At 53.3% G+C, this 23,057-nt stretch carries 21 protein-coding genes; 8 read left to right on the forward strand and 13 right to left on the reverse strand.

What is annotated here, in order from left to right; all coding sequences use genetic code 11:
- Positions 1-79 precede the first annotated feature (79 nt).
- The 4 genes from RC74_RS06330 to RC74_RS06345 all read right to left on the reverse strand — a co-directional run bounded on the left by RC74_RS06330 (position 80) and on the right by RC74_RS06345 (position 6,875).
- Positions 80-3,211 carry an efflux RND transporter permease subunit gene (locus RC74_RS06330; RefSeq protein WP_039000237.1) on the reverse strand — a complete coding sequence of 1,044 codons (3,132 nt, stop codon included), beginning with the start codon at positions 3,209-3,211 and terminating at the stop codon, positions 80-82.
- Positions 3,208-4,425, reverse strand: a complete 1,218-nt coding sequence (locus tag RC74_RS06335) for an efflux RND transporter periplasmic adaptor subunit (protein ID WP_082802199.1) — start codon at positions 4,423-4,425, stop codon at positions 3,208-3,210. The genes RC74_RS06330 and RC74_RS06335 overlap by 4 nt, the downstream gene beginning before the upstream one ends.
- A gap of 47 nt (positions 4,426-4,472) precedes the next feature.
- Positions 4,473-4,943, reverse strand: a complete 471-nt coding sequence (locus RC74_RS06340; protein ID WP_052274589.1) for a GbsR/MarR family transcriptional regulator — start codon at positions 4,941-4,943, stop codon at positions 4,473-4,475.
- A gap of 144 nt (positions 4,944-5,087) precedes the next feature.
- Complete coding sequence (locus RC74_RS06345; RefSeq protein WP_039000239.1) at positions 5,088-6,875, reverse strand: hypothetical protein; 1,788 nt, start codon at positions 6,873-6,875, stop codon at positions 5,088-5,090.
- Positions 6,876-7,165: 290 nt separating this feature from the next.
- Here RC74_RS06345 and RC74_RS22060 point away from each other — a divergent pair, with 290 nt between their 5' ends.
- From RC74_RS22060 to RC74_RS06360, 3 genes are all read left to right on the forward strand, one after another.
- Positions 7,166-7,318 carry a hypothetical protein gene (locus RC74_RS22060; protein WP_156477421.1) on the forward strand — a complete coding sequence of 51 codons (153 nt, stop codon included), beginning with the start codon at positions 7,166-7,168 and terminating at the stop codon, positions 7,316-7,318.
- Positions 7,319-7,416: 98 nt separating this feature from the next.
- A complete protein-coding gene (locus tag RC74_RS06355; RefSeq protein ID WP_082802200.1) occupies positions 7,417-9,147 on the forward strand; it encodes an arylsulfatase in 1,731 nt (576 codons plus the stop codon).
- Between the two features lie 418 nt (positions 9,148-9,565).
- Entirely contained in the window at positions 9,566-10,270 is a 705-nt protein-coding gene (locus tag RC74_RS06360; protein ID WP_082802201.1) for a sugar transferase, read from the forward strand.
- Here the strand turns inward: RC74_RS06360 and RC74_RS06365 are convergent.
- Complete coding sequence (locus RC74_RS06365; protein ID WP_039000365.1) at positions 10,267-11,319, reverse strand: glycosyltransferase family 4 protein; 1,053 nt, start codon at positions 11,317-11,319, stop codon at positions 10,267-10,269. The two genes, RC74_RS06360 and RC74_RS06365, sit on opposite strands and share 4 nt — an antisense overlap.
- A gap of 229 nt (positions 11,320-11,548) precedes the next feature.
- Between RC74_RS06365 and RC74_RS22490 the strand changes: the two genes are divergently transcribed.
- Entirely contained in the window at positions 11,549-11,791 is a 243-nt protein-coding gene (locus RC74_RS22490) for a hypothetical protein (protein ID WP_169798716.1), read from the forward strand.
- The gene (locus RC74_RS06375) at positions 11,770-12,711 is read left to right on the forward strand and encodes a nucleotide sugar dehydrogenase (RefSeq protein ID WP_335339589.1); all 942 of its coding nucleotides are present in this window, start codon (positions 11,770-11,772) and stop codon (positions 12,709-12,711) included. The genes RC74_RS22490 and RC74_RS06375 overlap by 22 nt, the downstream gene beginning before the upstream one ends.
- A gap of 40 nt (positions 12,712-12,751) precedes the next feature.
- Here the strand turns inward: RC74_RS06375 and ilvD are convergent, their stop codons facing one another.
- From ilvD to RC74_RS06400, 5 genes are all read right to left on the reverse strand, one after another.
- Complete coding sequence (ilvD, locus tag RC74_RS06380) at positions 12,752-14,542, reverse strand: dihydroxy-acid dehydratase (RefSeq protein WP_417935185.1); 1,791 nt, start codon at positions 14,540-14,542, stop codon at positions 12,752-12,754.
- A gap of 164 nt (positions 14,543-14,706) precedes the next feature.
- On the reverse strand, positions 14,707-15,528 hold the full coding sequence (gene kdsA / locus RC74_RS06385; protein WP_039000334.1) for a 3-deoxy-8-phosphooctulonate synthase: 822 nt from the start codon (positions 15,526-15,528) through the stop codon (positions 14,707-14,709).
- Positions 15,525-16,316 (reverse strand): 3-deoxy-manno-octulosonate cytidylyltransferase, encoded by a 792-nt coding sequence (locus tag RC74_RS06390; protein ID WP_039000332.1) that lies wholly within the window; start codon positions 16,314-16,316, stop codon positions 15,525-15,527. Before RC74_RS06390 ends, kdsA begins: the two co-directional genes overlap by 4 nt.
- On the reverse strand, positions 16,313-17,284 hold the full coding sequence (locus RC74_RS06395; protein WP_039000331.1) for a KpsF/GutQ family sugar-phosphate isomerase: 972 nt from the start codon (positions 17,282-17,284) through the stop codon (positions 16,313-16,315). Before RC74_RS06395 ends, RC74_RS06390 begins: the two co-directional genes overlap by 4 nt.
- An 86-nt stretch (positions 17,285-17,370) precedes the next feature.
- Positions 17,371-17,958 (reverse strand): glycosyltransferase family protein, encoded by a 588-nt coding sequence (locus RC74_RS06400; RefSeq protein ID WP_052274598.1) that lies wholly within the window; start codon positions 17,956-17,958, stop codon positions 17,371-17,373.
- 17 nt (positions 17,959-17,975) lie between these two features.
- Here RC74_RS06400 and RC74_RS06405 point away from each other — a divergent pair, with 17 nt between their 5' ends.
- The gene (locus RC74_RS06405) at positions 17,976-18,971 is read left to right on the forward strand and encodes a calcium-binding protein (protein WP_052274597.1); all 996 of its coding nucleotides are present in this window, start codon (positions 17,976-17,978) and stop codon (positions 18,969-18,971) included.
- Here the strand turns inward: RC74_RS06405 and RC74_RS06410 are convergent.
- The 3 genes from RC74_RS06410 to RC74_RS06420 are packed head-to-tail and all read right to left on the reverse strand — an operon-like array spanning position 18,968 to position 21,938.
- Entirely contained in the window at positions 18,968-20,686 is a 1,719-nt protein-coding gene (locus RC74_RS06410; RefSeq protein WP_039000330.1) for a SulP family inorganic anion transporter, read from the reverse strand. The two genes, RC74_RS06405 and RC74_RS06410, sit on opposite strands and share 4 nt — an antisense overlap.
- Before the next feature lie 13 nt (positions 20,687-20,699).
- The gene (locus tag RC74_RS06415) at positions 20,700-21,035 is read right to left on the reverse strand and encodes a protein tyrosine phosphatase family protein (RefSeq protein WP_062628157.1); all 336 of its coding nucleotides are present in this window, start codon (positions 21,033-21,035) and stop codon (positions 20,700-20,702) included.
- 18 nt (positions 21,036-21,053) lie between these two features.
- Complete coding sequence (locus RC74_RS06420; protein WP_039000329.1) at positions 21,054-21,938, reverse strand: MBL fold metallo-hydrolase; 885 nt, start codon at positions 21,936-21,938, stop codon at positions 21,054-21,056.
- A gap of 201 nt (positions 21,939-22,139) precedes the next feature.
- Between RC74_RS06420 and RC74_RS06425 the strand changes: the two genes are divergently transcribed.
- Positions 22,140-22,454: an ArsR/SmtB family transcription factor gene (locus tag RC74_RS06425; protein ID WP_039000328.1), complete on the forward strand. Its 315-nt coding sequence runs from the start codon at positions 22,140-22,142 to the stop codon at positions 22,452-22,454.
- An 80-nt stretch (positions 22,455-22,534) separates the two neighbouring features.
- A complete protein-coding gene (locus RC74_RS06430) occupies positions 22,535-23,053 on the forward strand; it encodes an HdeD family acid-resistance protein (RefSeq protein ID WP_039000327.1) in 519 nt (172 codons plus the stop codon).
- The last annotated feature ends 4 nt before the right edge of the window (positions 23,054-23,057 follow it).

Below are 23,057 nucleotides of genomic sequence, written 5' to 3' on the forward strand. Positions count from 1 at the left end.
ACCTAGTGGCGAAACGGCGCCGAGCCAAAAAAACTGCGGCGCAGCATTTCCTAAGGGACCTGTTAAAACCGGGTTCCTTTTAGGCTGGCTTAGGCTCAATATTTCCAAGTGTCGGCTTGGCACGGAGCGTCTTTTTCTCCCCCAGCATCAGCATGGCCGGTGTGACGATCAACGTGAGCACAGTTGCAATCACAAGGCCGCCCGCGATGGCCGAGGACAGTTCTGTCCACCATTGTGTGGAGGGCGCGCCATACACGATTTCGCGGGTGAAAAAGTTGATGTTCACACCAATCACCATCGGCATCAGGCCAAGCGCTGTCGTGACCGACGTTAAAACCACGGGTCGCAAACGTTGCGCGCCTGTGCGGAGGGCGGATTCCAGCGGCGAGAGCCCTGCTTTTTTGAGGTCATTGTAGGTGTCGATCAAAACGATGTTGTTGTTCACCACGATGCCCGCAAGCGCGATTACTCCGATACCGCCCATAACCACACCGAAGGGGCGTCCCGTGACGATCAAGCCAAAGAGGACGCCCGCGATTGAAAACACGATGGCACTCATGACGACAAAGGCTTGGTAGAAGTTGTTGAACTGGATCACCAAAATCGCGAACATCATGAAGATCGCCGTGGCGAAAGCCCCCGCAAGGAAGATCATCGCGTCGGTTTGATCCTGCGCTTCGCCCGCAAACGACGCCTCGACGCCTTCGGGGAGGTCGATCTTGGCGATGGCGGCTTGGAGCGCTACAACTTGATCATTAACGAGCAAACCGGGGGCGACATTTGCTTCAATGCTGATGACACGGCGTTGGTCGATACGGGTGATCGTACCTGTGCGCGGGCTGGGTTCGAACGTCACGAAATTCGAGATCGGGACAAGGCCAACAGAGGTCGGGACGCGCAAGGCTTGCAGCTTCTCAAGCGTGCGTTCGTCAGAGGGGAACCGGACGTTGATGTCGACCGTGCCATCGGCGTCGCTGGGGCGATAATCGGCCACGGTGATGCCACGAGTCAGGAGCTGGACCGCCTGACCAAGGGTCGAGATGTCGGCGCCAAACCTTGCGGCTTCGGAACGGTTAACCGTGATACGCCATTCAACGCCGGGCAGGGGGCGCGTGTCGGTGACATCGGTGAAACCACCAATTGCATCCATGGCGGCACGGATTTCATCCACCGCTGCGCCTTGCGCCAATGGGTCCTGTGCCCGCACGCGCAAACTCACAGGTTTTCCTGCCGAGGGGCCGTTTGAGGCCGTTTGTACTTGCACATCGATACCGGGAATTGTGGCCATTTCTGTGCGAATTTCCTCGCCGATTATGGCGGCGGTGCGGCGTGTATCCCATTCGGTGAATTCAACTTGGATGGTTCCGATCAGGTCGGCGGCGTCTTGGTTGCCGCCACCCGAGCGGGCGTAAACCGAGGCGATTTCATCAAAATCGAACAGGCGATTTTCCACACGTCGCACCAAGGCGTCCTTCTCAAAGATTGAGAAATTATCGCGGGCGCGCACTTGGACCTGTGCGAAATCGGGCTCAACAGACGGGAAGAAACTGATGCCGTTGCCGAAATGCCCATAGGCGGTAAAGGCGGCCATCAAAAACGAAATCGCCATGATGAGAGTAGCCCAAGGTCGCAGGATCGCGAATTGCAAGACACGGACATAACGGCCAGTGAAACCCTTAAGGTCGCGCGGGTCGCCCTTTTCGGCGGCGTAAAGTGTGGCCTTGTCTTTGGCGGACTGAGGGGGTTTTTTGCCGATAATCCCACCCACAACTGGAATGAAAATCAGTGCCATAAAGAGCGAGGCGGTCAGTGTTAGGATCACCGTGATGGGGAGGAATTTCATAAACTCGCCCACGGTGCCAGACCAGAACAGGAGCGGCAAAAACACGGAAAGCGTTGTGGCGGTTGAGGCAATGATCGGCCACGCCATCCGCTTGGCGGCAAAGGCATAAGCGACCTTGGGTGGGTCGCCCTCTTGCAAACGGCGGTCGGCAAGTTCGGTGGTGACAATGGCCCCGTCGACCAACATTCCCACCACAAGGATCAATGAGAAGAGGACAACGAGATTCATGGTATAGCCCATGAGCAGGAGCGCCGTGACGCCGGCGAGAAAGGCCCCCGGAATGGCGAGTCCCACAAGTAGCGCAGACCGGATTCCAAGCGCCCAAACAATGACGATCATCACAAGGATCACAGCGGCAATGACGTTGGCCTCAAGATCGCTGAGCATCGTTTCCACTTGCTCGCTTTCGTCCTGCATGTAGTTGATGCTGACGCTTTCGGGCCAGTCTTTTTGTTTCTCTTCAATCAAAGCGCGCACAGCGGCGACGGTTTCGATGATATTGGACCCCGAGCGTTTTTTGATCTCTAGGGCGAGTGCGGGTTGCCCGTCGATACGGGCAAATCCGTTCGGGTCCTCGAAGGTACGGCGAATTGTGGCGACGTCGGCAAAGGTAACGACGGTATTGTTACGCACCTTGACCGGAAGCGCCATGATATCGTCGATATCCTCAATCAGGCCCGGAACTTTCAACACAAGCCGACCTGCGCCGTTTTCAATGGCACCGGCGGCGATCAACTGGTTGTTGCGATTGATTTGGCCGATCAACTCCTCGAAGCTGATATTATAGGTTTCAAACACAGTGGGATCGATCAGCACTTCAAGCAATTCCGTGCGTTCGCCACCCACTTCAACCTCAAGCACCCCTTCAAGTCCTTCGATCTCATCCTTTAGGTCTTCGGAAAGCCTATTAAGAGTCCGCTCTGGCACGGGGCCAGAAAGGATTGCGGTCAAGATTGGGAAAAGTGCTGTGTTGATTTCGGTGACGGTTGGGTCAGATGCATCGCTGGGCAGATCAGAACTGGCACGGTCTACCCCTTCCCTCACCTTGTCCAATGCGGATTCGGAATCAAAACCGGGTTCAAATTCCAACTGGACGCTGGCATGTCCTTCGCCTGCGTTGCTGGTCATTTGCTTGAGGCCAGTGATCGAACTGAGTTCTAGCTCAAGCGGTTCAACCAACAGGCGCTCGCTGTCTTCGGGGGAAATACCGTCAAGGCCCGTCGAGACATAGAAGATCGGGATGGGGATTTCGGGCGAGCTTTCCTTGGGGATCGAAATATAGGCATAGGTCCCCACGGTCAGGATCATAACCAGCGCCATGACGACCACGCGCGCACGGCTAAAGGCCGCGTCAATCAGGCCGTTCATTGGTTTGACTCTTCGTTAGGCTTCGTTTCGATGATTTGCCCGTTCGCGCCGTTTTTGACTTGGCTTGCGGTCTCTGGCGCGGGGGATGCTGGCTCTGCGGTGGTGTCAGGTTGCGGGTCCACGATTTCGCCGTCGTTAACAAAGCCCTGACCGATGGAAATGATCTGGGCGTCATCGGGCAAACCCGAGACCCAGATGCCATCGGTTTGGGCGCGCACGATACCCACCTTATGAAAGACAACGCGATTGTCGCTGTCCACGGTTTTGATCCCCAGAGCGCCATCGGTTCCAAGGGACAAGATAGCGGGCGAGATGAAATGTGCGGTCAGTTCGCCCGTAATAATGCGCAACTGGGCACTGATCCCAGCGGGGATTGATCCGTCCGCATTAGAAACCTCGATTTCGGCGATGAAGGTCCGTGTCGCGGCATCGGCGCTGCTGCCGACAAAATCAACCAGCCCAGAACCAATGGCGCCCGTGATGAAGGCAACGTCGGCTTTTTGGCCAACCTGAATATCACGCAGGGATTGTTGCGGTATTTGAATGCGAATGGTGAGCGATCTGTTGTCAACAATTCGGCCCACGCTGTCGCCTGTGGAGACATATTCGCCAACGTCGATATCAAGGCTCTCAAGGCGTCCCGCAAAGGGGGCGCGGATTTCGGAATTGCCAATGGCCTCTTGTGCCAAGGTCACGCCCGATTGGGCCGCCGCCAAGGTAGCACTAGCTTGGGCCACACGATCTGCCGTCGCCACACCGCGTTCGAGCAAGGCAGCAGCGGTATCGGATTCACGTTGCGCGCGGGCGAACTCGCCTTGCGCCCGTGCCAAGTCTGAGATTTGTGAGGCGGTATCAAAACGCGCAATGATTTGGCCTGCTTCGAGATCCACACCCTTGTCTACCAAGACCTCGCTGATTTCTCCTGAAATCTCGGCGCGGATCATAGTATCGCGATCGGGCAGGGCCTGACCTTCGGCGACGAAAACCTGTTCGACCGTTTCAGCTATCGATCGCTGAACGGCAACTGTGACGGCTCTGGGGGCCACGACGGGCTGTGCGTTTTGTGTGGTGTCTGTGGATGGAAAAATGAAACCGCTCCCCATCCAAGCGACGATTGCAATCGCCAGTCCACCGGCCACCCATCTGGATCGAGTCGAACCGGAATCGCTTTCAAAAACGAGCGCAGTGCGGCCAGTTGGTAAGGTATCTTTCATAGCAAGTGTTCTTTCGGGCTATTAGGGGGAGGCGTGCGGTTGGTTGGTCAGGGCTTGGTCTTGGGCATGTTAGACATGGTTTTTGACAAGGAAGTATTGATCGCGTCATAGAAGCCGGAGAAATCGCTCAACCGGCGGCGCACATCCTCGGTTCCATCGGGAAGGTTTTGGATCGCATCGTCAATTTCGCCTTTTGCCCGTTGCGTACCCGAAAGTGCGAACTTCATCATAGTGAGATAGGCATCGTCGGCCAGTTGGAAATAATCCTGCCGCTCGCCCCGCTTGTTGACCCGCCGGATCAATCCACGGTCTTCGAGAAGGCGGATGCTTGTGCTGACGGTCGCGCGGCTCACGGCTAGATTGGTGGCAATTTCGCCAAATGCGATTGCATCCCCGTCAAAGACCAGCATCGCAAAAATCTGTCCCGCCATGCGGGGCGTGCCTTCGGTCTGTGCCACGACGCCCATGCGTTCGATAAAGTCGGTGCGTATGGTGTCGATTTGACCTTGGCTAGACATAATTTTTGTTTCCACCTGTAGACTGGGTTGCACATTGGAGGCTGTACATACCGCATGCACTGGATATGTCAAGTTTGTTCAGTTATAACCGAACAAACTTTTCAGTAGAGCCGCCACACGTGGTGCAATCCATCAGGATTACGCTCACTCGGCTGTTTCATCAGGAGGCTCCCAGCCGGCATCACGTAGGCCGTTCATCAAAGCGGCAATTGTTTCTTCAACGACCCGAAAGTTTCTAAAGGTAGCGGCGGGGTCGCGCGCCAGTAAAGGCCATGCTTGGGCCATTTTGGCCAATTCCTCGTGTGCGGTATTCATCTCGCCGAGTTTGGCGTGGTTGATTGCCGCTAGAGATAGACCGATTGCAGAGCCTAGCTTAGCCGAATGCTCCGCCGATGTGAGGGCATCGGCATAGTTGCCCTCAAGGTACTCGTGAATCGCGATCAGGTGAAAGTACCATCCGGGAGGGTGGGCGCTGCGGGCAATTGCCCGCCTGAGGTAAGGCAGACCATCCTCCCAGTTGCCCCGCGCCGCGAGACGCCAACCAAGCAGGGCCATTGCTTCGGGATCATGAGGATTGGCCGTAACCACACGACGCTGCATCTGTTCTGCTGTGTCAAAGTCGCCGGTGTAGTACGTGATTGCCGCGAGCGCCTCGAGACCGTGTTGATTGTTGGGTTCCAACTGTAGAGCACGCGTTGCCGCTCTTTGCGCCTCGGCCATGTATGCCGGATGCTCGCTGGCTGGAGCCACGCCTTGACGGGCAGCATCAAGGTTTAGATAGCCGAGCATCGCCCACACTTCGGCGTCGTTGGGCGCGCGTAGACGGGCTGCCTTGAGGCAATCCAGTGCGGGGGCAAAAAGCGCTTCCTCGAATGTTCTGCGGTACGCATAGGCGCGCAAGACGCATTTGTAATTCTCCATGCCGAACGTTCTATCTGTGGTTAACCGATCCAGCGTGGTGACATTCAAGACCCCATTGCGTTCGCCAAGGGCCGTTGCGACGGCGGAGGACAATTCGCTGCGCAAGCCATAAAGATCGCTTGGTGCCAATGGCCGCTCAAAACGACCAGTCCAGTAGACCTCACCCGTAGTGCCATCAGCAAGCTGCGCTTTGAGCAGAAGCTTGTCCAAATCCGTTTGGATATTGCCGTGGACAACATAGGAAACCCCCAATTCCCGACCAAGCGCAACTGGATCTGCATCCGCAGCCTGTTGAAAGCTGGTTGACGCGGAAAAAAGTCGAAGGTCCGGAAACTGCATCAAATCCGCGATTAGATCCTGCGCGAAACTGGCAGCAAACAAGTGAGTTTCGCCGCTAGGGTCCAGCGCCGCGAAAGGCAAAACTATAACGGTCGCTCCTCGAACGTCCTTTGGGGAAGATTCGCCATCCGGAAAGGCGAACCAGAATAGCGCACCTGCAAGCCCCAAAAGGACGCAAGTTACAAGGACGGCTGTTTTGAACTTGCGGCCAAGTCCACCCGTTTTGCCATCGTCAGGTGCCTGTGGCGTAACCGCGTCGGGATCGGGTGTGGAAACCTGCATGGAAGGCCCCGACAGCCAAGCGAATTCTGCGACATAGGCCCCTTTGGGGATGTTGATCCGCACCGTGTCTTGATTGCCACAATTTACATAGAAGGTGTCAAGCGAGCGGCGCAAACGGCCAGCCTCAAGTCGCACCACGGGATCAGACGCCGGATCGAAGCTTTCGTCTCGATCAAAAACGTCCAGCGCAATTGAATAGCCTTTCAGTTTCTCGGAATGACCCAGAAGCGTTTGTTCAACCAGATAACGGAGCAGTGCGCGCCGACGGGCGCTGCCTTCGAAAACGGAACTGTCGAGGACACGTTCAAGCTGTGCACGCACGTCGTTGGACGACGGGCCATCCTGTAAATTCGCGTTTTTGTGGCCTGAATGGTCGCTGTTTTCCGGCATTGCACGATCACCTATTTGTTTTCCTGACAATAACTTGAATGTTGCACGAATGTACTGGCAACACGAGAAATATCCGCCATCAAACGGCGTTATCCGAAGGGGGTACGTACAGTACGAACCTTGGTAAACAACAAAAATCAGCGCAGTATTCCCGCAAGTCAGGATTATCTGCCGTAAAGTCGGAAGTATGTGCCGTGTCCAATTTCGCCGCCATAATATGCAAGTTTCCGGAGCATGAGAGGGCTATTCAACAGCTTTGCGCCGAAAATGAAAGTCTTGGAAGTGTCTGTATGGACTTTGAGGAAGCGACGGCTGCGTTTCATCACTGGCGAAAAGTAGAAAACGATGACCTCAATAGAGCCCAAGAGTACCACCGAATTATGGACGAACTAGAAGCGGAAATTCGCAGCGTCCTCCAATCCAAAATCGTGGGATTTAAATAGTTAGGGAAAGTCAGTGAGCCATGTATTACTCGGCCTCTTTGAGCTGAGAATTTTTAACGATTACGAGAATTTATCTAAAAACAATAGGAGAGAAACACATGAGACGCGCTAGTTCTAAAGGCATTCTGACCCATGCGGGTTTAGTTGCGTTTGGATTGACAGTTACCGGAGCGGTTGTACCCGCTTTGGCACAAGAACAATCCAAACCTAATATTTTATTCATCATGGGCGACGACATTGGCTGGATGCAGCCGTCGATTTATCACCGCGGCCTGATGGTTGGCGAGACGCCCAACATCGACCGTATCGGCAACGAAGGCGCGATGTTCACCGACTATTACGCTGAACAAAGCTGCACCGCCGGTCGCAACGCGTTCTTCACCGGTATGCAGCCCCTCAGAACTGGCATGATCATGCCCCAACTTCCCGGTAGCCCGAGCTACCTTCAACCCGGAACGCCGTCGCTTGCGGTCTTCTTGCGCGATCTCGGCTACTCAACCGGTGAGTTCGGCAAGAACCACCTCGGCGACCATACCGATGCCCTACCAACGGCGCATGGGTTTGAGGAATTCTGGGGTTACCTTTATCACCTCGACGCGATGCAGGGCGTAAGTTTCCCTGACATCAATGCTGGCCCGACAGATCAAGCGGTTGCGCCTGCCTGTAAAAACACATCAATCCCTGGCCTTGCTGAAGTTCCCGGTGCCGTTGATCCCACGACCACAATCTGTCTGACTCCACCGCGCCCCGTGATCGCGTGTACGTCTTCCGACGGAACGGCTGCCAACCAGACCTGTACTGATGAGGGTCCGCTGACGTTGGAACGTTCGAAAACCGTGGACGAGGAAATCTCGGCCAAAGTTATCGATTTTCTTGATCGCAACGATCCTAAGAAAACCAACAAACCGTTCTTTGTTTGGTACAACCCCGCACGTATGCACATCACCACAGTTCTCTCGGACGAATACGCCGACATGCTTGGCACCAAAGGTGGCAAGGACTGGGGCGCCAACGAAGTTGGTATGAAGCAGATGGACGACAATATCGGCTATGTGTTGAAGAAACTCGAAGACATGGGCGAACTTGATAACACCATCGTCGTCTTCACAACCGACAATGGCGCCGAGACTATTACCTTCCCCGATGGCGGCGTGACACCATTCAAGGGTGGCAAGCTGACGACTTGGGAAGGTGGCATGCGTGCGCCTGCTGTCATCCGCTGGCCTGGCCACATCAAAGCTGGCACCGTGTTGAACGACATCTTCGCGTCGCTTGATTGGTTGCCAACATTGGTCGATCTAGCAGGTGGTCCGAAAGAGAATGACCTGCGAGCTCAGATCGAAAAAGGTACCTATCCTGGCATCGTCAAAACGACGCTCGATGGGGTTAACCAGCGCGACTACCTGCTGGGCGAATCCGATACCGCAGCACGTGACACGTTCATGTACTACTCCGGTAAAGACCCGTCGGCAGTGCGTTACCGTAACTGGAAAATGTACTTCGCCATGGTGTCCGACGAGCCAACAGGCGCCTTCGCAGGCGTGGTTCCCTACCACTGGACGCAGATCGTCAACATCAAGCGCGATCCGTTCGAGACCTCCACTGGATCGCAGCTCAAGACCCTTCAGGGTGTCGGCGGCGCGCTAGCAGGACCTGTTACCGCCTATACTTATGACTGGAACCTGCTGCCCATCGGTCAGCAACTCTGGCTCAGGGAACTGGAAACTTATCACGACTTCCCCCCAATGCAGGACCCTTCGAGCTATAACCTCGAAGATGTCATTAAGCGGGTGAAGAACTTGAATACTTCGAGCCACGCTGGCCAATAAGCCAAACTCAGGTTTCCAAAGAGCCACCTCGCCCCGCCGGTCATTTCCTATACCGGCGGGGCGAAATGTTAGTCAGAGAGCGGCCCTCGCCAACCGCTGATCTACACCCGTTTCGACTGGATTTAGTCGTGTAGCGTGCTTCCGGTCCGGCATTTAGATTAGTTTCCGCAGCCAAAACCCTCGATCTTTACAGACGGAATTTCCCGACAGCCCAACCAAGTGCTGGGTCCGTTTCCAAAGAATAGATCGGTAGGGTTCAGATTTTACCATTTGTTAGTACTGGTTAACATTAAGTAAACAAACAATAAATTTGTAAGATTGTTTAGAAAATTCTCGACTCGTTGAACGCGCTGGGCTACACAACTTATGGTGGTTATGGAGTGAGATGCTCGTTTTTCGGGCGATCAAGGCCTATTGAATGAAAGACCATACTGATAATGTAGACTTTTGCGAGACAGCTTATGTCTCTAGTGACGTTCGCTACTATCCAACACACCATCGGGCACAAATAAGTACCCCTCCAACCTACCCAAAACGGCTTTTTGACTTGGGGTTCGCGATGGTTGTTTTGCCGATCTTGGTGCCGGTTCTTGCAATCCTCTGGATGTTGGCCTCAAGGGGCGGTCCAGGTCTATACTATCAAAACCGGGTGGGTCGCTATGGTAAGGTTTTTAGGTGCTACAAGTTTCGCACTATGGTGTTGGATGCGGAAAAAACGTTGGAAGCTCTCTGTCAGGACGATCCTGAAGTTGCAGAGGAATGGCGGGTTAACCAAAAGCTGGAAAATGATCCACGGATTACCCCAATTGGTCGCTTCCTGCGGGCAACGAGCTTAGACGAGCTACCCCAAATTTGGAACGTGGTTAAAGGCGATATGAGCCTCGTCGGGCCAAGACCCTTCATGGAAAACCAAGACACGCTTTATCGTGCGGCTGGCGGGCGTTCCTACTATAATCTTCGGCCTGGGATTACTGGATTGTGGCAAATTGAAGGGCGCGGCACCTCTAGCTTTCTGAGCCGAATTTTTTACGACAACACGTATAATGATCGCCAAAGCTTCTGGATGGATTTATGCCTCATTCTAAAGACAGTGACCGTCGTTTTCAAGAAAACCGGCCATTAGGTCTGCGCGTCAGGCCAATACAATCCCCGTAGGATCGCGCGTACCGTGTCTTCGCCAAACTGAGTGCGAATACGATTGATCGAAGCTTCGGCAAGGAAATCAAAAGACGGAGTCGACCAGAGTTGCGCAATTTGTGAAGCGATTTCGACTGTTTCAACGCGATCCTTGATGATGATGCCACAGTCCGAAATCGTTGACTGATTGAAGCCATGCTGGGTCGCAACAGGAACGCATCCGCGCGCCATAGCCTCGGTGAGAGCATTTGAATGACCCTCGCCGGGCCACTTCGTTAAAAAAACGAAAAAATGGCTTTGGTCAAGGAATGTACGAACATATTCAAAGCTCTGCGCGCCGTGTCCCATGACATAGGGTCGGTCTTTACAATTTCTCTCAAATTCTTTCTGAAAGGATTTGGTGGGTCGACCAATGATATCCAACTGCACAGGCAGACCAATTTGCACTAGATGATCCGCGACATTGATAAGATCAGGAACGCCCTTTGCCTCTGATACGGTTCCCACATAAACGAGGCGACAAACCTCTGAACTCCGTGTCGGGGGTTTTTCCGCGATGTTCTCCCCATCCACAAAGTTCGGAAGATAGGTGGCCTCAATATCGGGAGCGATTGACCGAATAAGGGGAATATATTCCCGCCCCTCAACAGAAACCACGTCGGCCAATTTTATGCAGCCGTCAAAAAGTTTACGATAGGTTTTGCCAAAACGTGCGCGATCGCTCGCTTTGTTTCCAGCTCGCAGATCCAAAACGATGCGCATTCCAAGGCGTTTTGCACGACGCATCAGAAGGAACTCCGGTAGAATAAACTGCTTAAATAAAGGGGTGATGTGAAATGGTATTGCGTTGCCTTTGGCCTGCCCTTGGATCAATTTTTTGCGCAGCGCTAGAAAATTCAGGAAGTAAGAAATTGCCCTTGAAAGGAAACCATTCCCGAGAGTATCCGGATAGGCATACGTATCCACGTGACAGCCCGCAGCTTCGAGGAGGGAAATTGTGCGACGATTTGCGGTCTCGTATCCACCACGAGACACACCCTTTTTTGGCGCTATAGGACCGCAAAGTATGCTGTGCCCCGGGAGTCCAGAAGTATTCACTATTTACTAGTCCTAAATGTTTATACGCTCTCCCTCGCTTTGGTCTCAAATTCCCTCCATAATAAAGGGTTACTTTGGCGACAGGGCAGCATTGTTCTATCTCTTCTCCTTCTGGTTGTATATTGTTAATCCGTGAATGCGTAGCGTTGTTTGTAGTTAGGGCGAAATGAAGAATTCTTTGGTTATTTCGTCGATTACTCTCATGGGAATTCGTGCATTAGGTGTCGGGGTGCAGCTTGCGACGACAATCTTTTTAGCGCGAAACCTAACCCTCTTGGAAATGGGGCAGTTTGCCTTGATGTACGCCGCTCTCGGGTTAGTGCGCGCAATTGGGTCCTTTGGAGTTGATCAAGCATCGCGGATGTTTCCCGCCAAATCGCGACCAATATCGCCCGCACGGATCCTGTAAAAAAACTGACCGTAGTCTTTCGTTCGACCATGCGCCCCGGATCAATTCGCAAACTTGTGATACCGATTTTCAAAGCCAGCATGGGAGAAGCGTGGAGTGACAAGGTCGATCTTGTCTATAACCCCGAGTTTTTGCGCGAGGCGCAGGCAATTAACGACTACTTTAATCCGCCGAAAATTGTCATAGGCACGGCGGACGGAAAACCCAATGCGGTCATGGACGAACTCAACAAAAACATTGAGGCGCAGGTTTTCGTTACCCAGTTTGAAGAGGCCGAGTTTACCAAGTTCGTGGACAATTCGTGGCACGCTGTGAAGGTTGCTTTTGCAAATGAGTTTGGGCGGGTTTGCCAGAAAATGGGCGTGTCCGCAAAGCAGGTACATGAAATTTTTGTCTCGGACACTAAGCTCAACATTTCCCCGTATTACAGCCGTCCAGGGGGTGCTTTCGGCGGGTCGTGTTTGCCCAAAGACGTTCGGGCGCTGCAATATATTGCGAGCGACGTTGGCGCGAATACACATTTAATCGACAGCCTCATTCGCTCTAACGACGCGCATAAAAACCATCAGTTTGACCACATCGTGCGCAGCCTCACACCCGAGTCAGAGGTTCTGATGGCAGGGTTGGCGTTCAAAGCGGGGACAGATGATTTACGAGAGAGTCCAAACGTGGATTTGGCGCGCAAGCTCCTCGAGGCTGGGTTTCGTCTGCGAATTTTCGACCCCTGTCTTTCGCCTGAAAAACTACGCGGTCACAACTTGGGGTATCTTTATTCAACACTTCCCAAAATCGATTCACTCTTGATAAATCGCAAAGACGCAGAGGCGGGGGATTGGGAACTTGTTATCGTTTCAAACGCCACAGGACAGGCGATGGATTTGACCAATTTTCAAACCTTGGAAACACATAGTATTGCATAAACAGGGTTGCGCTTCGACAATCGAAGCGCAACCCGTTGTTTTATTTCACAACGCGAACTGCACCTTTTGCAGCACTGGATGTCAGAGCCGCATAGGCCCGCAAAGCCGTCGTGATTTTACGTGTGCGGGGTTTAGACGGCACCCAGCCCTCAGCATCCCGTTTGGTGCGACGTTCGGCCAAAACATCATCGCCAACTGCAAGGTTGATCGTCCGGTTAGGAATGTCGATCTCGATAAGATCGCCTTGTTCCACCAATCCAATAGTCCCACCTTCTGCCGCCTCAGGAGAAACGTGCCCGATCGAAAGCCCAGAAGATCCGCCAGAAAAGCGCCCATCCGTAACAAGTGCACAGGCTTTGCCCAAGCCGCGAGATTTCAGGTAGCTCGTTGGATAGAGCATTTCCTGCATGCCCGGACCGCCACGTGGACCCTCATAGCGGATCAAGACAATATCGCCCTTCGCCACTTTGCGGGTCAAAATGCCGGAAACCGCGTCATCTTGGCTTTCAAAAACATTCGCAGGGCCAGTGAATTTGAGGATTGAGTCGTCAACACCTGCTGTTTTCACGATACAGCCGTCTTCTGCGAGGTTCCCGAACAACACGGCCAAACCACCGTCTTGCGAGAATGCGTGCTTTGCTGAGCGCACAATGCCGGTTTCCCGATCATCATCCAGCGCTTTGTAACGGCGTGATTGCGAGAACGCGACCTGCGTGGGAACGCCGCCCGGTGCGGCACGGTAGAATTCGTGCACGGCTGCGTCGTCCGTGCGTTTGATGTCCCATTTATCCAAGGCCGCCCCAAGGGTGCCTGCGTGGATATTGTTGACGGTCGTATCCAGCAACCCTGCGCGATCCAATTCGCCCAAAATGCCCATGATGCCGCCCGCGCGATGGATGTCTTCCATGTGAACATTAACAATGGAAGGCGCAACTTTGCACAAGACCGGAACGCCGCGCGAAAGGCGGTCGATGTCGGACATGTCGAAATCGATTTCGCCTTCGTGCGCTGCGGCTAGCAAGTGCAAAACCGTATTGGTAGAGCCGCCCATGGCGATATCGAGCGTCATGGCGTTTTCAAACGCAGCTTTGGTTGCCACATTGCGCGGCAAAACGCTGTCGTCTTCCTCGTGGTAATAGCGGCGCGCAAGGTCAACGACCAAACGTCCCGCTTCAAGGAACAATTCTTTACGATCGGAGTGTGTCGCGAGTGCCGAACCATTCCCTGCAAGCGCCAACCCAAGCGCCTCGGTTAAACAGTTCATCGAGTTCGCGGTGAACATACCCGAGCAAGAACCGCAGGTAGGACAAGCAGAGCGTTCGATCGCAGCCACATCGTCGTCGCTCATCGTTTCGTCAGCAGCGGCAACCATTGCATCGACCAGATCGAGGGACCGTTCTTCGCCATCCAGCACCACTTTACCGGCTTCCATTGGGCCACCGGAAACAAACACCACAGGGATGTTCAACCGCAACGCGGCCATCAACATACCGGGTGTGATTTTATCGCAGTTTGAAATGCAAACCATGGCATCGGCGCAGTGCGCGTTGACCATATACTCAACCGAGTCGGCAATGATTTCGCGGGATGGCAAGGAATAGAGCATCCCGTCGTGCCCCATGGCAATGCCATCATCCACTGCAATGGTGTTGAATTCTTTGGCAACACCGCCAGAGGCTTCAACTTCGCGCGCAACCATTTGCCCCAAGTCTTTGAGGTGAACGTGGCCGGGAACAAACTGCGTGAAAGAGTTCACAATCGCAACAATCGGCTTGCCGAAATCGTCGTCTTTCATGCCTGTCGCGCGCCAAAGGCCACGGGCCCCTGCCATGTTGCGACCGTGTGTCGAGGTTTTTGATTTTAAGGGTGGCACAGCGCACCTGCCTTTCGAAATACTTGTTTGATGAACGGCAAATACCATTGCTCGCACCAGAAAACTAGGGGATTAGCAGTATTTGAGTTCACAGTTTGAGGAACACGCCCTCAGGACGGCAATTACTCTTTGGAAATCGCGTCGTAACGACGCAAATTTGCAATCAAAGCGCCCATTTGGTCGATTGGAATCATGTTCGGTCCGTCGCTTGGCGCGTTGTCCGGATCTTGGTGTGTTTCGATAAACAAACCAGCAACCCCAACCGCCACTGCCGCACGCGCCAATACGGGCGCAAATTCGCGTTGACCGCCCGAAGACGTGCCCTTCCCGCCGGGTTGTTGAACCGAGTGTGTTGCATCGAAAATGACGGGGTAGCCCGTAGCGGCCATCGTTGGCAGGCCACGGAAATCGGTAACCAAAGTGTTGTATCCAAAGCTGGTACCTCGCTCACACAGCATGATGTTATCATTGCCCGTGCTCGCGATTTTTTCGGCGACATTGCCCATATCCCACGGGGCCAAAAACTGCCCCTTTTTCACGTTGATGACCTTGCCAGTCTCGCCAGCAGCGAGGAGCAAGTCAGTTTGACGGCATAAAAACGCGGGGATTTGCAAAACGTCGACAACTTCGGCGGCGATGGCGCAATGATCGGGGAGGTGCACATCGGTTATCACAGGAACATTAAATTCGCGGGCAATATCGCCCAAAATTTGCAAACCCTTGTCAACGCCAAGCCCGCGTTCTGTTCCGATGGAACTGCGATTGGCTTTGTCGTAGCTGGCCTTGAAAACGAACTTCGTGCCCGAGGGTTCGGATGCTTCAGCGATCTTCTCGGCCATCATGCGCGCGTGCTCAAGGGACTCAAGCTGGCACGGTCCGGTGATGAGGAAAAACGGATTCTTGCCGCCTACTTCGATATCGCCGATGCTTACAATCTTGCTCATAACTGGGCTCCTAGAACGGATTCAATGCGTGCGACATCTTGTGGATTGTTGAGTTCCCAAAACACCCGCCCCCTAGCGTCCACTTCAACACAGCGAATGGGGTGGCCGTTTTCCAAGAAACGGAGTTGCTCCAGTCCTTCGAGTCTTTCAAGCGGGCCTGTTTCCCAACTGCCATAATCGGCGAGGGCATCGGGGCGATAGGCGTAGACGCCAACGTGATGGAAAACGGGGATTGGGTCAGGAATTTTATTAGGGTCGACATAAGGGACGACTTCCTTGGTGAAATACAGCGCATCTTTAAACTTGTTAAAGATTGCCGTTGTTCCCCCCACGCGATTGTTGCGGCGGTCTTCGGTAAAAAGGGCATAAGTTTGGGCATCACAGCGCAGAACGGGCGTGGCCATACCCACGGAATTGTCACGCTCCAGCGCGTCGATAAGGGCCTCAACAAACCACGGCGGGGTCAAGGGGGCATCGCCTTGCAAATTAACGATAATATCGGCTTCTAGCCCTGCGTTTTTCATGGCTTCTGCGCAACGTTCTGTGCCGTTGGCGCAATTCTCGGAGGTCATAATAACATCGGCACCAAAGGCGCGCGCAGCTTCGGCGATCCGTTCGTCATCGGTTGTAACGAAAACTTCATCCGCTCCGCGAACGGATTTGGCCGCTTCATAGCTCATTTGAATAAGCGATTTTTGCGTGCCATCTGGCAATGTCAACTTAACAAGCGGCTTACCTGGATAGCGCGTAGACGCATACCGCGCCGGAATTAGAATAACTGTTTTCATGCAACCCCCGCCCGCAGGCAATCATGGATGTTTAGCACGCCGATTGGCGCATTCGTGTCGTCGACGACCAGAAGGGCGCCGATCTTTTTGCTATTCAAAACGCGCAGCGCTTCTTCTGCAAGGCTGTCGCCACGGATCGTGACTGGATTGAGGGTCGCCACTTCTCGCGCGGTTTTCTCCATCAAGCCAATTAGGTTGCGGCGCAAATCCCCATCCGAAACGACCCCAATCAGGAGGCCGTTTTCAACAACGCCCGCAATCCCGAACCCTTTTGAGGTCATCGTTAAAATCGCTTCGGACATCGGGGTTTCGGCGGCGACAATCGGAACCGCTGCCCCGTCGTGCATTAACTGGCTGACCTTGATGAGTTGTGCGCCAAGTTTGCCGCCGGGGTGATAGGTGCGAAAGTTCTCGGGCTTGAATTCCCGAAGCTCCATCAGGGCCACCGCGAGGGCATCCCCAAGGGCAAGCGACAGGGTTGTTGACGTTGTTGGCGCCATGCCAATCAAGCAGGCTTCGGGCACATCGGGCAGGGTTAGGGTCACATCAGAGGCTGATCCGAGCGCACTCTCTGGCCGTTTTGTGATGGCAATCATTGGGATCGCGAAGCGGCGGGTGTGGGCGATTATGTCACCCAACTCAAAAGTTTCGCCCGAGTTCGAAATCAGGATGCATACATCTTCTGGGCGGATCATTCCCAAATCGCCGTGGCTTGCTTCCGAAGGGTGAACGTAAAACGAGGGCGTACCTGTGCTCGCGAGTGTTGAACTTATTTTGCGCGCAACATGACCCGATTTTCCAATCCCAGAGAGAATAATGCGCCCCTCGCACTTTAGCATCTTTTCAACGGCAACATGGAATTCAGGCGTCAGGTTTTGGGCAAAATGAACCAGTGCTTCGCCCTCAGACAGCAAAACACGAGCGCCAATGGCATTGATTATTTCCGGAGAGAGGCGAGGTTGGGTCACGTTTGGTCCCTTGGTGCAATTTTTACCAGTTTGGCACGGTCTTAAACTCAAATGGGGGAAATCAACATAGGGTAAAAATTTCCCCGCTAGATTTTGCCAAGGGCGATGGCACTCCACATTGCGGCGTTGCTGAATTTAGTTTGCCGATAAACGCCAACTTTCTGCAAATCATTTAGGCGCGCAATCCCACGCCGCCGCCGTGCTCGCGCAAACAGCGCAAGGCGACGTTGGTTTTCGGGGGTAAACCGATGCGCTGAGCGGCGCAGCGCGGCAATGTTGATATCGTTCCATTCACTGAACCTGCCGCTGGCAACCATGCGCGTCCGCGTGAGGAGGGCAGCGGTGCCAACATTTGCGCCGATGAGATTGCCGCCATGTTGGCGATAATAAAGCGACTGTTCCTGATCAAAAATAACCTTTCCGCCCACACCTGTGATCATCTGATAAATCCACCAATCACGGGCCTCAATTGCACCCGCTTCCAAGCTGGCGTCCTGCAGCAAATCAAGTGCTGCACGGTTCATCATGATCGGCGACGCAGAATATGGCGCGGACGAAGAATTCAGCAATGACTCGTGGCAAATGTCAGTTACGTCGTATTTTGACCAAACGGAAAACACCGCTATTACGGCCAGTCGAGCAAGGGTGGTCAGCGCCATGCGATCGGATATCATAGCGATTCAAGACCTCTATGGAACGCCGTTCGGTGTCAGTTGGCAATACGACCTATGGGGTTGGCAACACGCACGGTGGGTATATGGCGGACTTGTGGAATGCCACAGTTTCCCCCAACGCCTCAATCTATGACCGTGATGGAATCGACCTAATTCACTTCTCAAACGATACAGACAATCAGCGTATAGAGTTGCGGGCTGGATATGTTTCGGATGCCTTTGGGTTGATTGGGAATATAGCCATTTCAGCAGGGACGACGACTGAACACTACATAGCGGGGAGTTGCCAGGACAGAGTCACTGGGAACAGTGCTCGCAATTATATAGATGGACGCGACGGCAACGATGTCTTGATCGGTTACGGGGGCAATGACAGGCTCTATGGTGCCAATGGTAACGACCTTCTTGGTGGCGGTGATGGCTCAGACGCTTTGCATGGAGGGAATGGAGCAGACCGACTTTATGGGGCTGCTGGAAATGACGCAATCTACGGCGACGCTGGCAATGACCGCGTCTATGGTGGCGATGGGAATGACCTTGTAGGTGGGGGCTCTGGCGACGATTTTGTCTTTGGGGATTCCGGCGAAGATCGTCTCTATGGGGGCTATGGAAACGACACGTTGTATGGCGGCTCATACTCCGACCTCCTCAACGGCGGTCCCGGTAGTGACCTGTTTAATGGTGGCGGAAGCAGCGATGAAATCACTGGTGGATCAGGGGCAGATAAGTTTTACCACTCTGGAACTTTCGTCGACGGTCGCGATGTTATAACGGACTTCAACCACTCCCAAGGAGATCGTCTCTTTATGGGTGGAAGTGCGACACGCAGTGATTTTTCCGTTGTTTATGGCCATGCCAGCGACTCCAACGGCCGCCTTGGCAATGACAACATTCAAGATGCCTACATCGTTTACTCTGGAACAGGGCGCGCCGTTTGGCTTCTTACTGACGGGGCACAAGTGGGTCACATGATCGTCACTTCAGACGGAGAGTCATTCGACCTCCTAGCTTAACCCATTTCTGCGGTGCGTAAAGTTAGCGTCGTTATCGCTTGATGTTGTGACAAAAATATTTGGCCGCTGAGTTTTTTCTGAAAATCAATGCGCAGAAGGCGATCCATCACGGGACCTTTCACTTCGCTCAAGTGAAAGGTAACACCGGATGCTGCAAGCCGCTCGTTGATGGCCTCAAGTGAATGCAGGGCGCTCATGTCAATCGCGTTCACTGCGGAACAGAGCAATATCACATGCTTTAAATCTGGGCGCTGGGCGGCAAGGTCATAGATTTGATCCTCCAAGAAACGCGCATTGGCAAAATACAGGCTTTCGTCCACTCGGAGCGTCAGGATTTCGGGGTGGATCTCTACGTCGTGACGCAAAATATTGCGGAAATGTTCGGTGTTGGGCACTTGTCCCACAATGGCCATATGGGGGCGTGAGGATTTGAACAGGTGTACCAATATGGACAGCACAACGCCTGAAGAAACGCCGATTTCAACGCCAGCTCCCAGTGTGATTACGATTGTCGTCAAAACGGCGGCAAAATCGGCTTTTGAGTAGGCCCATGTTTTTTTGAGGATCGAAAAGTCCACCAGACTCATCACAGCAACGATGATGGTGGCGGCAAGGGTCGCTTTAGGAAGAAAGAAAATAAGCGGCGTCAGGGCAAGGGCGGCAACGGCCAAGCCCATAGCGGTGAAAATCCCAGCGGCGGGCGTTTCGGCCCCTGCGTCATAGTTCACTACCGAGCGTGAAAAGCCGCCAGTCACGGGGAAACCACCGGTAAAAGCCGCTCCGAGATTGGCCGCGCCCAGCCCAATGAGTTCTTGGTTTGGGTCGATGCGTTGGCGCTTCTTTGCTGCCAATGTTTGGGCCACGGAAATACTCTCTACAAACCCAATCACTGAAATAAGAATCGCGGGTCCGATGAGGGCCGACAGTAGGTCTGGAGAGATATCGGGAAGAGTGAACGGCGGAAGGGATTGCGGGACCTCGCCCACAATTGCGACACCCTTATCTTTAAGATTGAGCGCAAAGACCGCCACGGTGGTCAGGGCCACCGCGAAAACGGGTCCAGCTTTGGCGCCAAACTCCGCGCCCGTGGCCGACAGCCCCGCTTTCAACAGCAGAGGTTTAAGTCCCTTGCGGACCCAAAACAAAAACGCGGTGGCCAAAACGCCGAGGGTAAGGGTGATAAAGTTGGTTTGCGGCAGGCCATTGAAAAGGGAATTGGCAAGTTCAGGAAGGGTGTGTCCCTGCGCTGAAATGCCAAAGATATACTTGAGCTGGCTCGCGGCAATCAACACGCCTGAGGCTGTAATGAAACCGGAGATCACGGGATGCGACAGGAAATTGGCGAGGAAGCCGAGACGAAAAATCCCCATAAGCAGCAAGAAGCCGCCCGACAAAAAGGCGAGAGTCAGGGCTGCGATTGCATAGCCCGCCGTACCTGTCTCCGCGATGGCGCCAATGGACGCCGCGGTCATCAGGGAGACAACTGCAACCGGCCCTACGGCGAGCGCGCGGCTGGTCCCGAAAATGGCGTAAAGGATAATCGGGAGGATGGATGCATAGAGACCCGCTTCGGGCGGTAGCCCTGCTAGCAATGCGTAGGCCAACGATTGTGGGATCAACATGATCGTCACAATCAACGCGGCGACCATATCGTTGGAAAATGCCGTGCGGGAATAGGTCTTACCCCACGTGAGAATTGGCAGGTATCTATGCATGTTTTTGCCTAAGTTAACTTTCCATTGCCTGTGTCCACAGAGCCATCGACCGACCGCCAGAACGACAATAGGCGAGGACCGGAGTCGGCGTATCGCCAAGTGCCGCTTTTAAATCCTTTGCGGCGGCTTCGGTGGGCTGACCGTTCACAACAGGGATATAGATCGCTTTAAGGCCAAGTTTTTGCGCGGCGCACTCGATCTCAACGAAATTGGGTTGGTCAAAGCTTTCGCCATCGGGGCGATTATCTATGATTGTTTTAAACCCAAGTTCTGCAATTTTTTCCATTTGGCTGGGCAATACTTGCTCACTCACAGAGAAAATCTCTGTGACTTTTCTGATGTTAGACACGTTTGGATCTCCTTGGATCTAGAGCTTGTTTACGGGCACTTTAAGCATGGGGTTGCCGTCTGGGTCGCGCGGAACTTCACCCGCCCGCATGTTCACTTGAAGCGACGGAATGATAAGTTTTGGAACCCCGAGCGTGGCGTCGCGTTCGGTCCGGAATTTCACGAATTCTTCGCGTGTTTTGCCTTTTCCGACATGAATATTGTGTTCCTTTTCTTCGCCCACGGTTGTTTCCCATGCGATATCACGGCCATTTGGTCCGTAATCGTGACACATGAACAACCGCATATCGTCAGGCAGTTTCAATACTTTGAGGATGCTGTCATAGAGTTCGCCCGCATCTCCGCCTGGGAAATCTGCCCGTGCTGAGCCGCCGTCGGGCATGAACAACGTGTCGCCGACGAACGCAGCGTCGCCCACGACATGAACCATACAGGCTGGCGTGTGGCCCGGTGTGTACATCGCAAACGCGTTCAGGGATCCGATTTTATAGGTGTCGCCATCTTTGTATAGCGCATCAAATTGGCTACCATCCCGTTGGAATTCGGTGCCTTCATTGAAGATTTTTCCGAAGGTGTCCTGAACCACCAAAATTTGGTCGCCAACGCCGATTTTCCCGCCAAGACTTCCTTGAATGTAAGGGGCGGCCGAAAGGTGATCGGCGTGGACGTGAGTCTCGATGATCCACTCTAGGGTAAGGCCGTTTTCGCGAATGAATGCGATGATTTTGTCCGCGTGCTCATAGGTTATGCGACCCGCAGCGTAATCAATATCCATCACGCTGTCGATGACGGCGCAGGTTTTGGTGTCCGGATCTGAGACCACATAGCTGATGGTATTTGTCGCCTCATCAAAGAAGGCCTCAACATTTGTTTTTTGCTTCATATCAACGGGATAACCAGACATAGCGTCCTCCTAGTTCGGCATTGGCGCCTTTCCCAAATGGTTGAACCTCACGATAGTTTAGAAGTTCTAGTACTAAAGAGAGCGTTTTTGGGTAGAGACAACATTTGTTTTCTTACTTAGATACACAGAACGGCTTGCGTTTCGGCGTTTCTATTGATAAATACTTATATAAGCATTTGCGTATATACAAGGGGTAAATTCATGGATATCTCAATCAACGCGCTGGACGATCATTTGGACGCCGCAGCTCATTTAATGAATATGCTATCACAACCCGTGCGACTCAAGGTTCTTTGTCATCTTTTAGGGAGCGAGAAATCGGTGCAAGTGCTCACTGAAATTTGCGGACTGTCTCAGCCTGCAATGTCTCACCATTTGGCAAAGCTACGCGCCGCAGAGCTGGTCAAAACACGCCGCGACGGGCAAACGATCTATTACAGCGTCGCCTCAAAGGAAGCTGAAGCCGTCTTATCTGTGTTGCACAAAATCTACTGCGCACCGACTCAAATTTCGTAAGTCCATTAGAATTGTCGCCTGACGAAGGTTATTATGCGCAGAGTCTGATTTAGGTTAAGTCCATCAAAAGGATATATAAAATGAAACATTGGTTATTGTGGTTTATCGCTGGAATCGTCCTCGTCGCTGGGGGCATTCTCGCACTTGCTAATCCCCTTGCCGCAACTCTCACGGCGACCGCAATTGCGGCGTGGTCGTTCCTGATCGGTGGCGTCGTACAGCTCTATGCGGCGCTCAAACATGAGGGTACGGGTAGTAAGGTATGGCCAGCTCTTGCTGGCGGTGTGAGCATTGTGCTTGGCGTTGCCTTGTTAAATAATCCGTTCGCTGGGATTATCTCGCTAACCCTTTTGGTTGCAATTCTGTTCCTTGTGATCGGCATCACCAAAGTCGTCGTCTCATTCTCTCTCAAAGGAACGGGCGCTTTTTGGCCTGTCCTTATTTCGGGCGCGTTGTCGGTTATCTTGGCTTTGATGATTTTCTCAGACTTTCCTCAATCTGCCGTTACGATTCTTGGTGTGTTGTTGGCTATTGAGTTGATTTCAAGCGGCGTTTCCCTGATTATGATGTCTCTGAATAGCAAAGCCGCCACGGCTTAATACA

It is taken from the genome of Falsihalocynthiibacter arcticus, from assembly GCF_000812665.2.
GTDB lineage: Bacteria > Pseudomonadota > Alphaproteobacteria > Rhodobacterales > Rhodobacteraceae > Falsihalocynthiibacter > Falsihalocynthiibacter arcticus.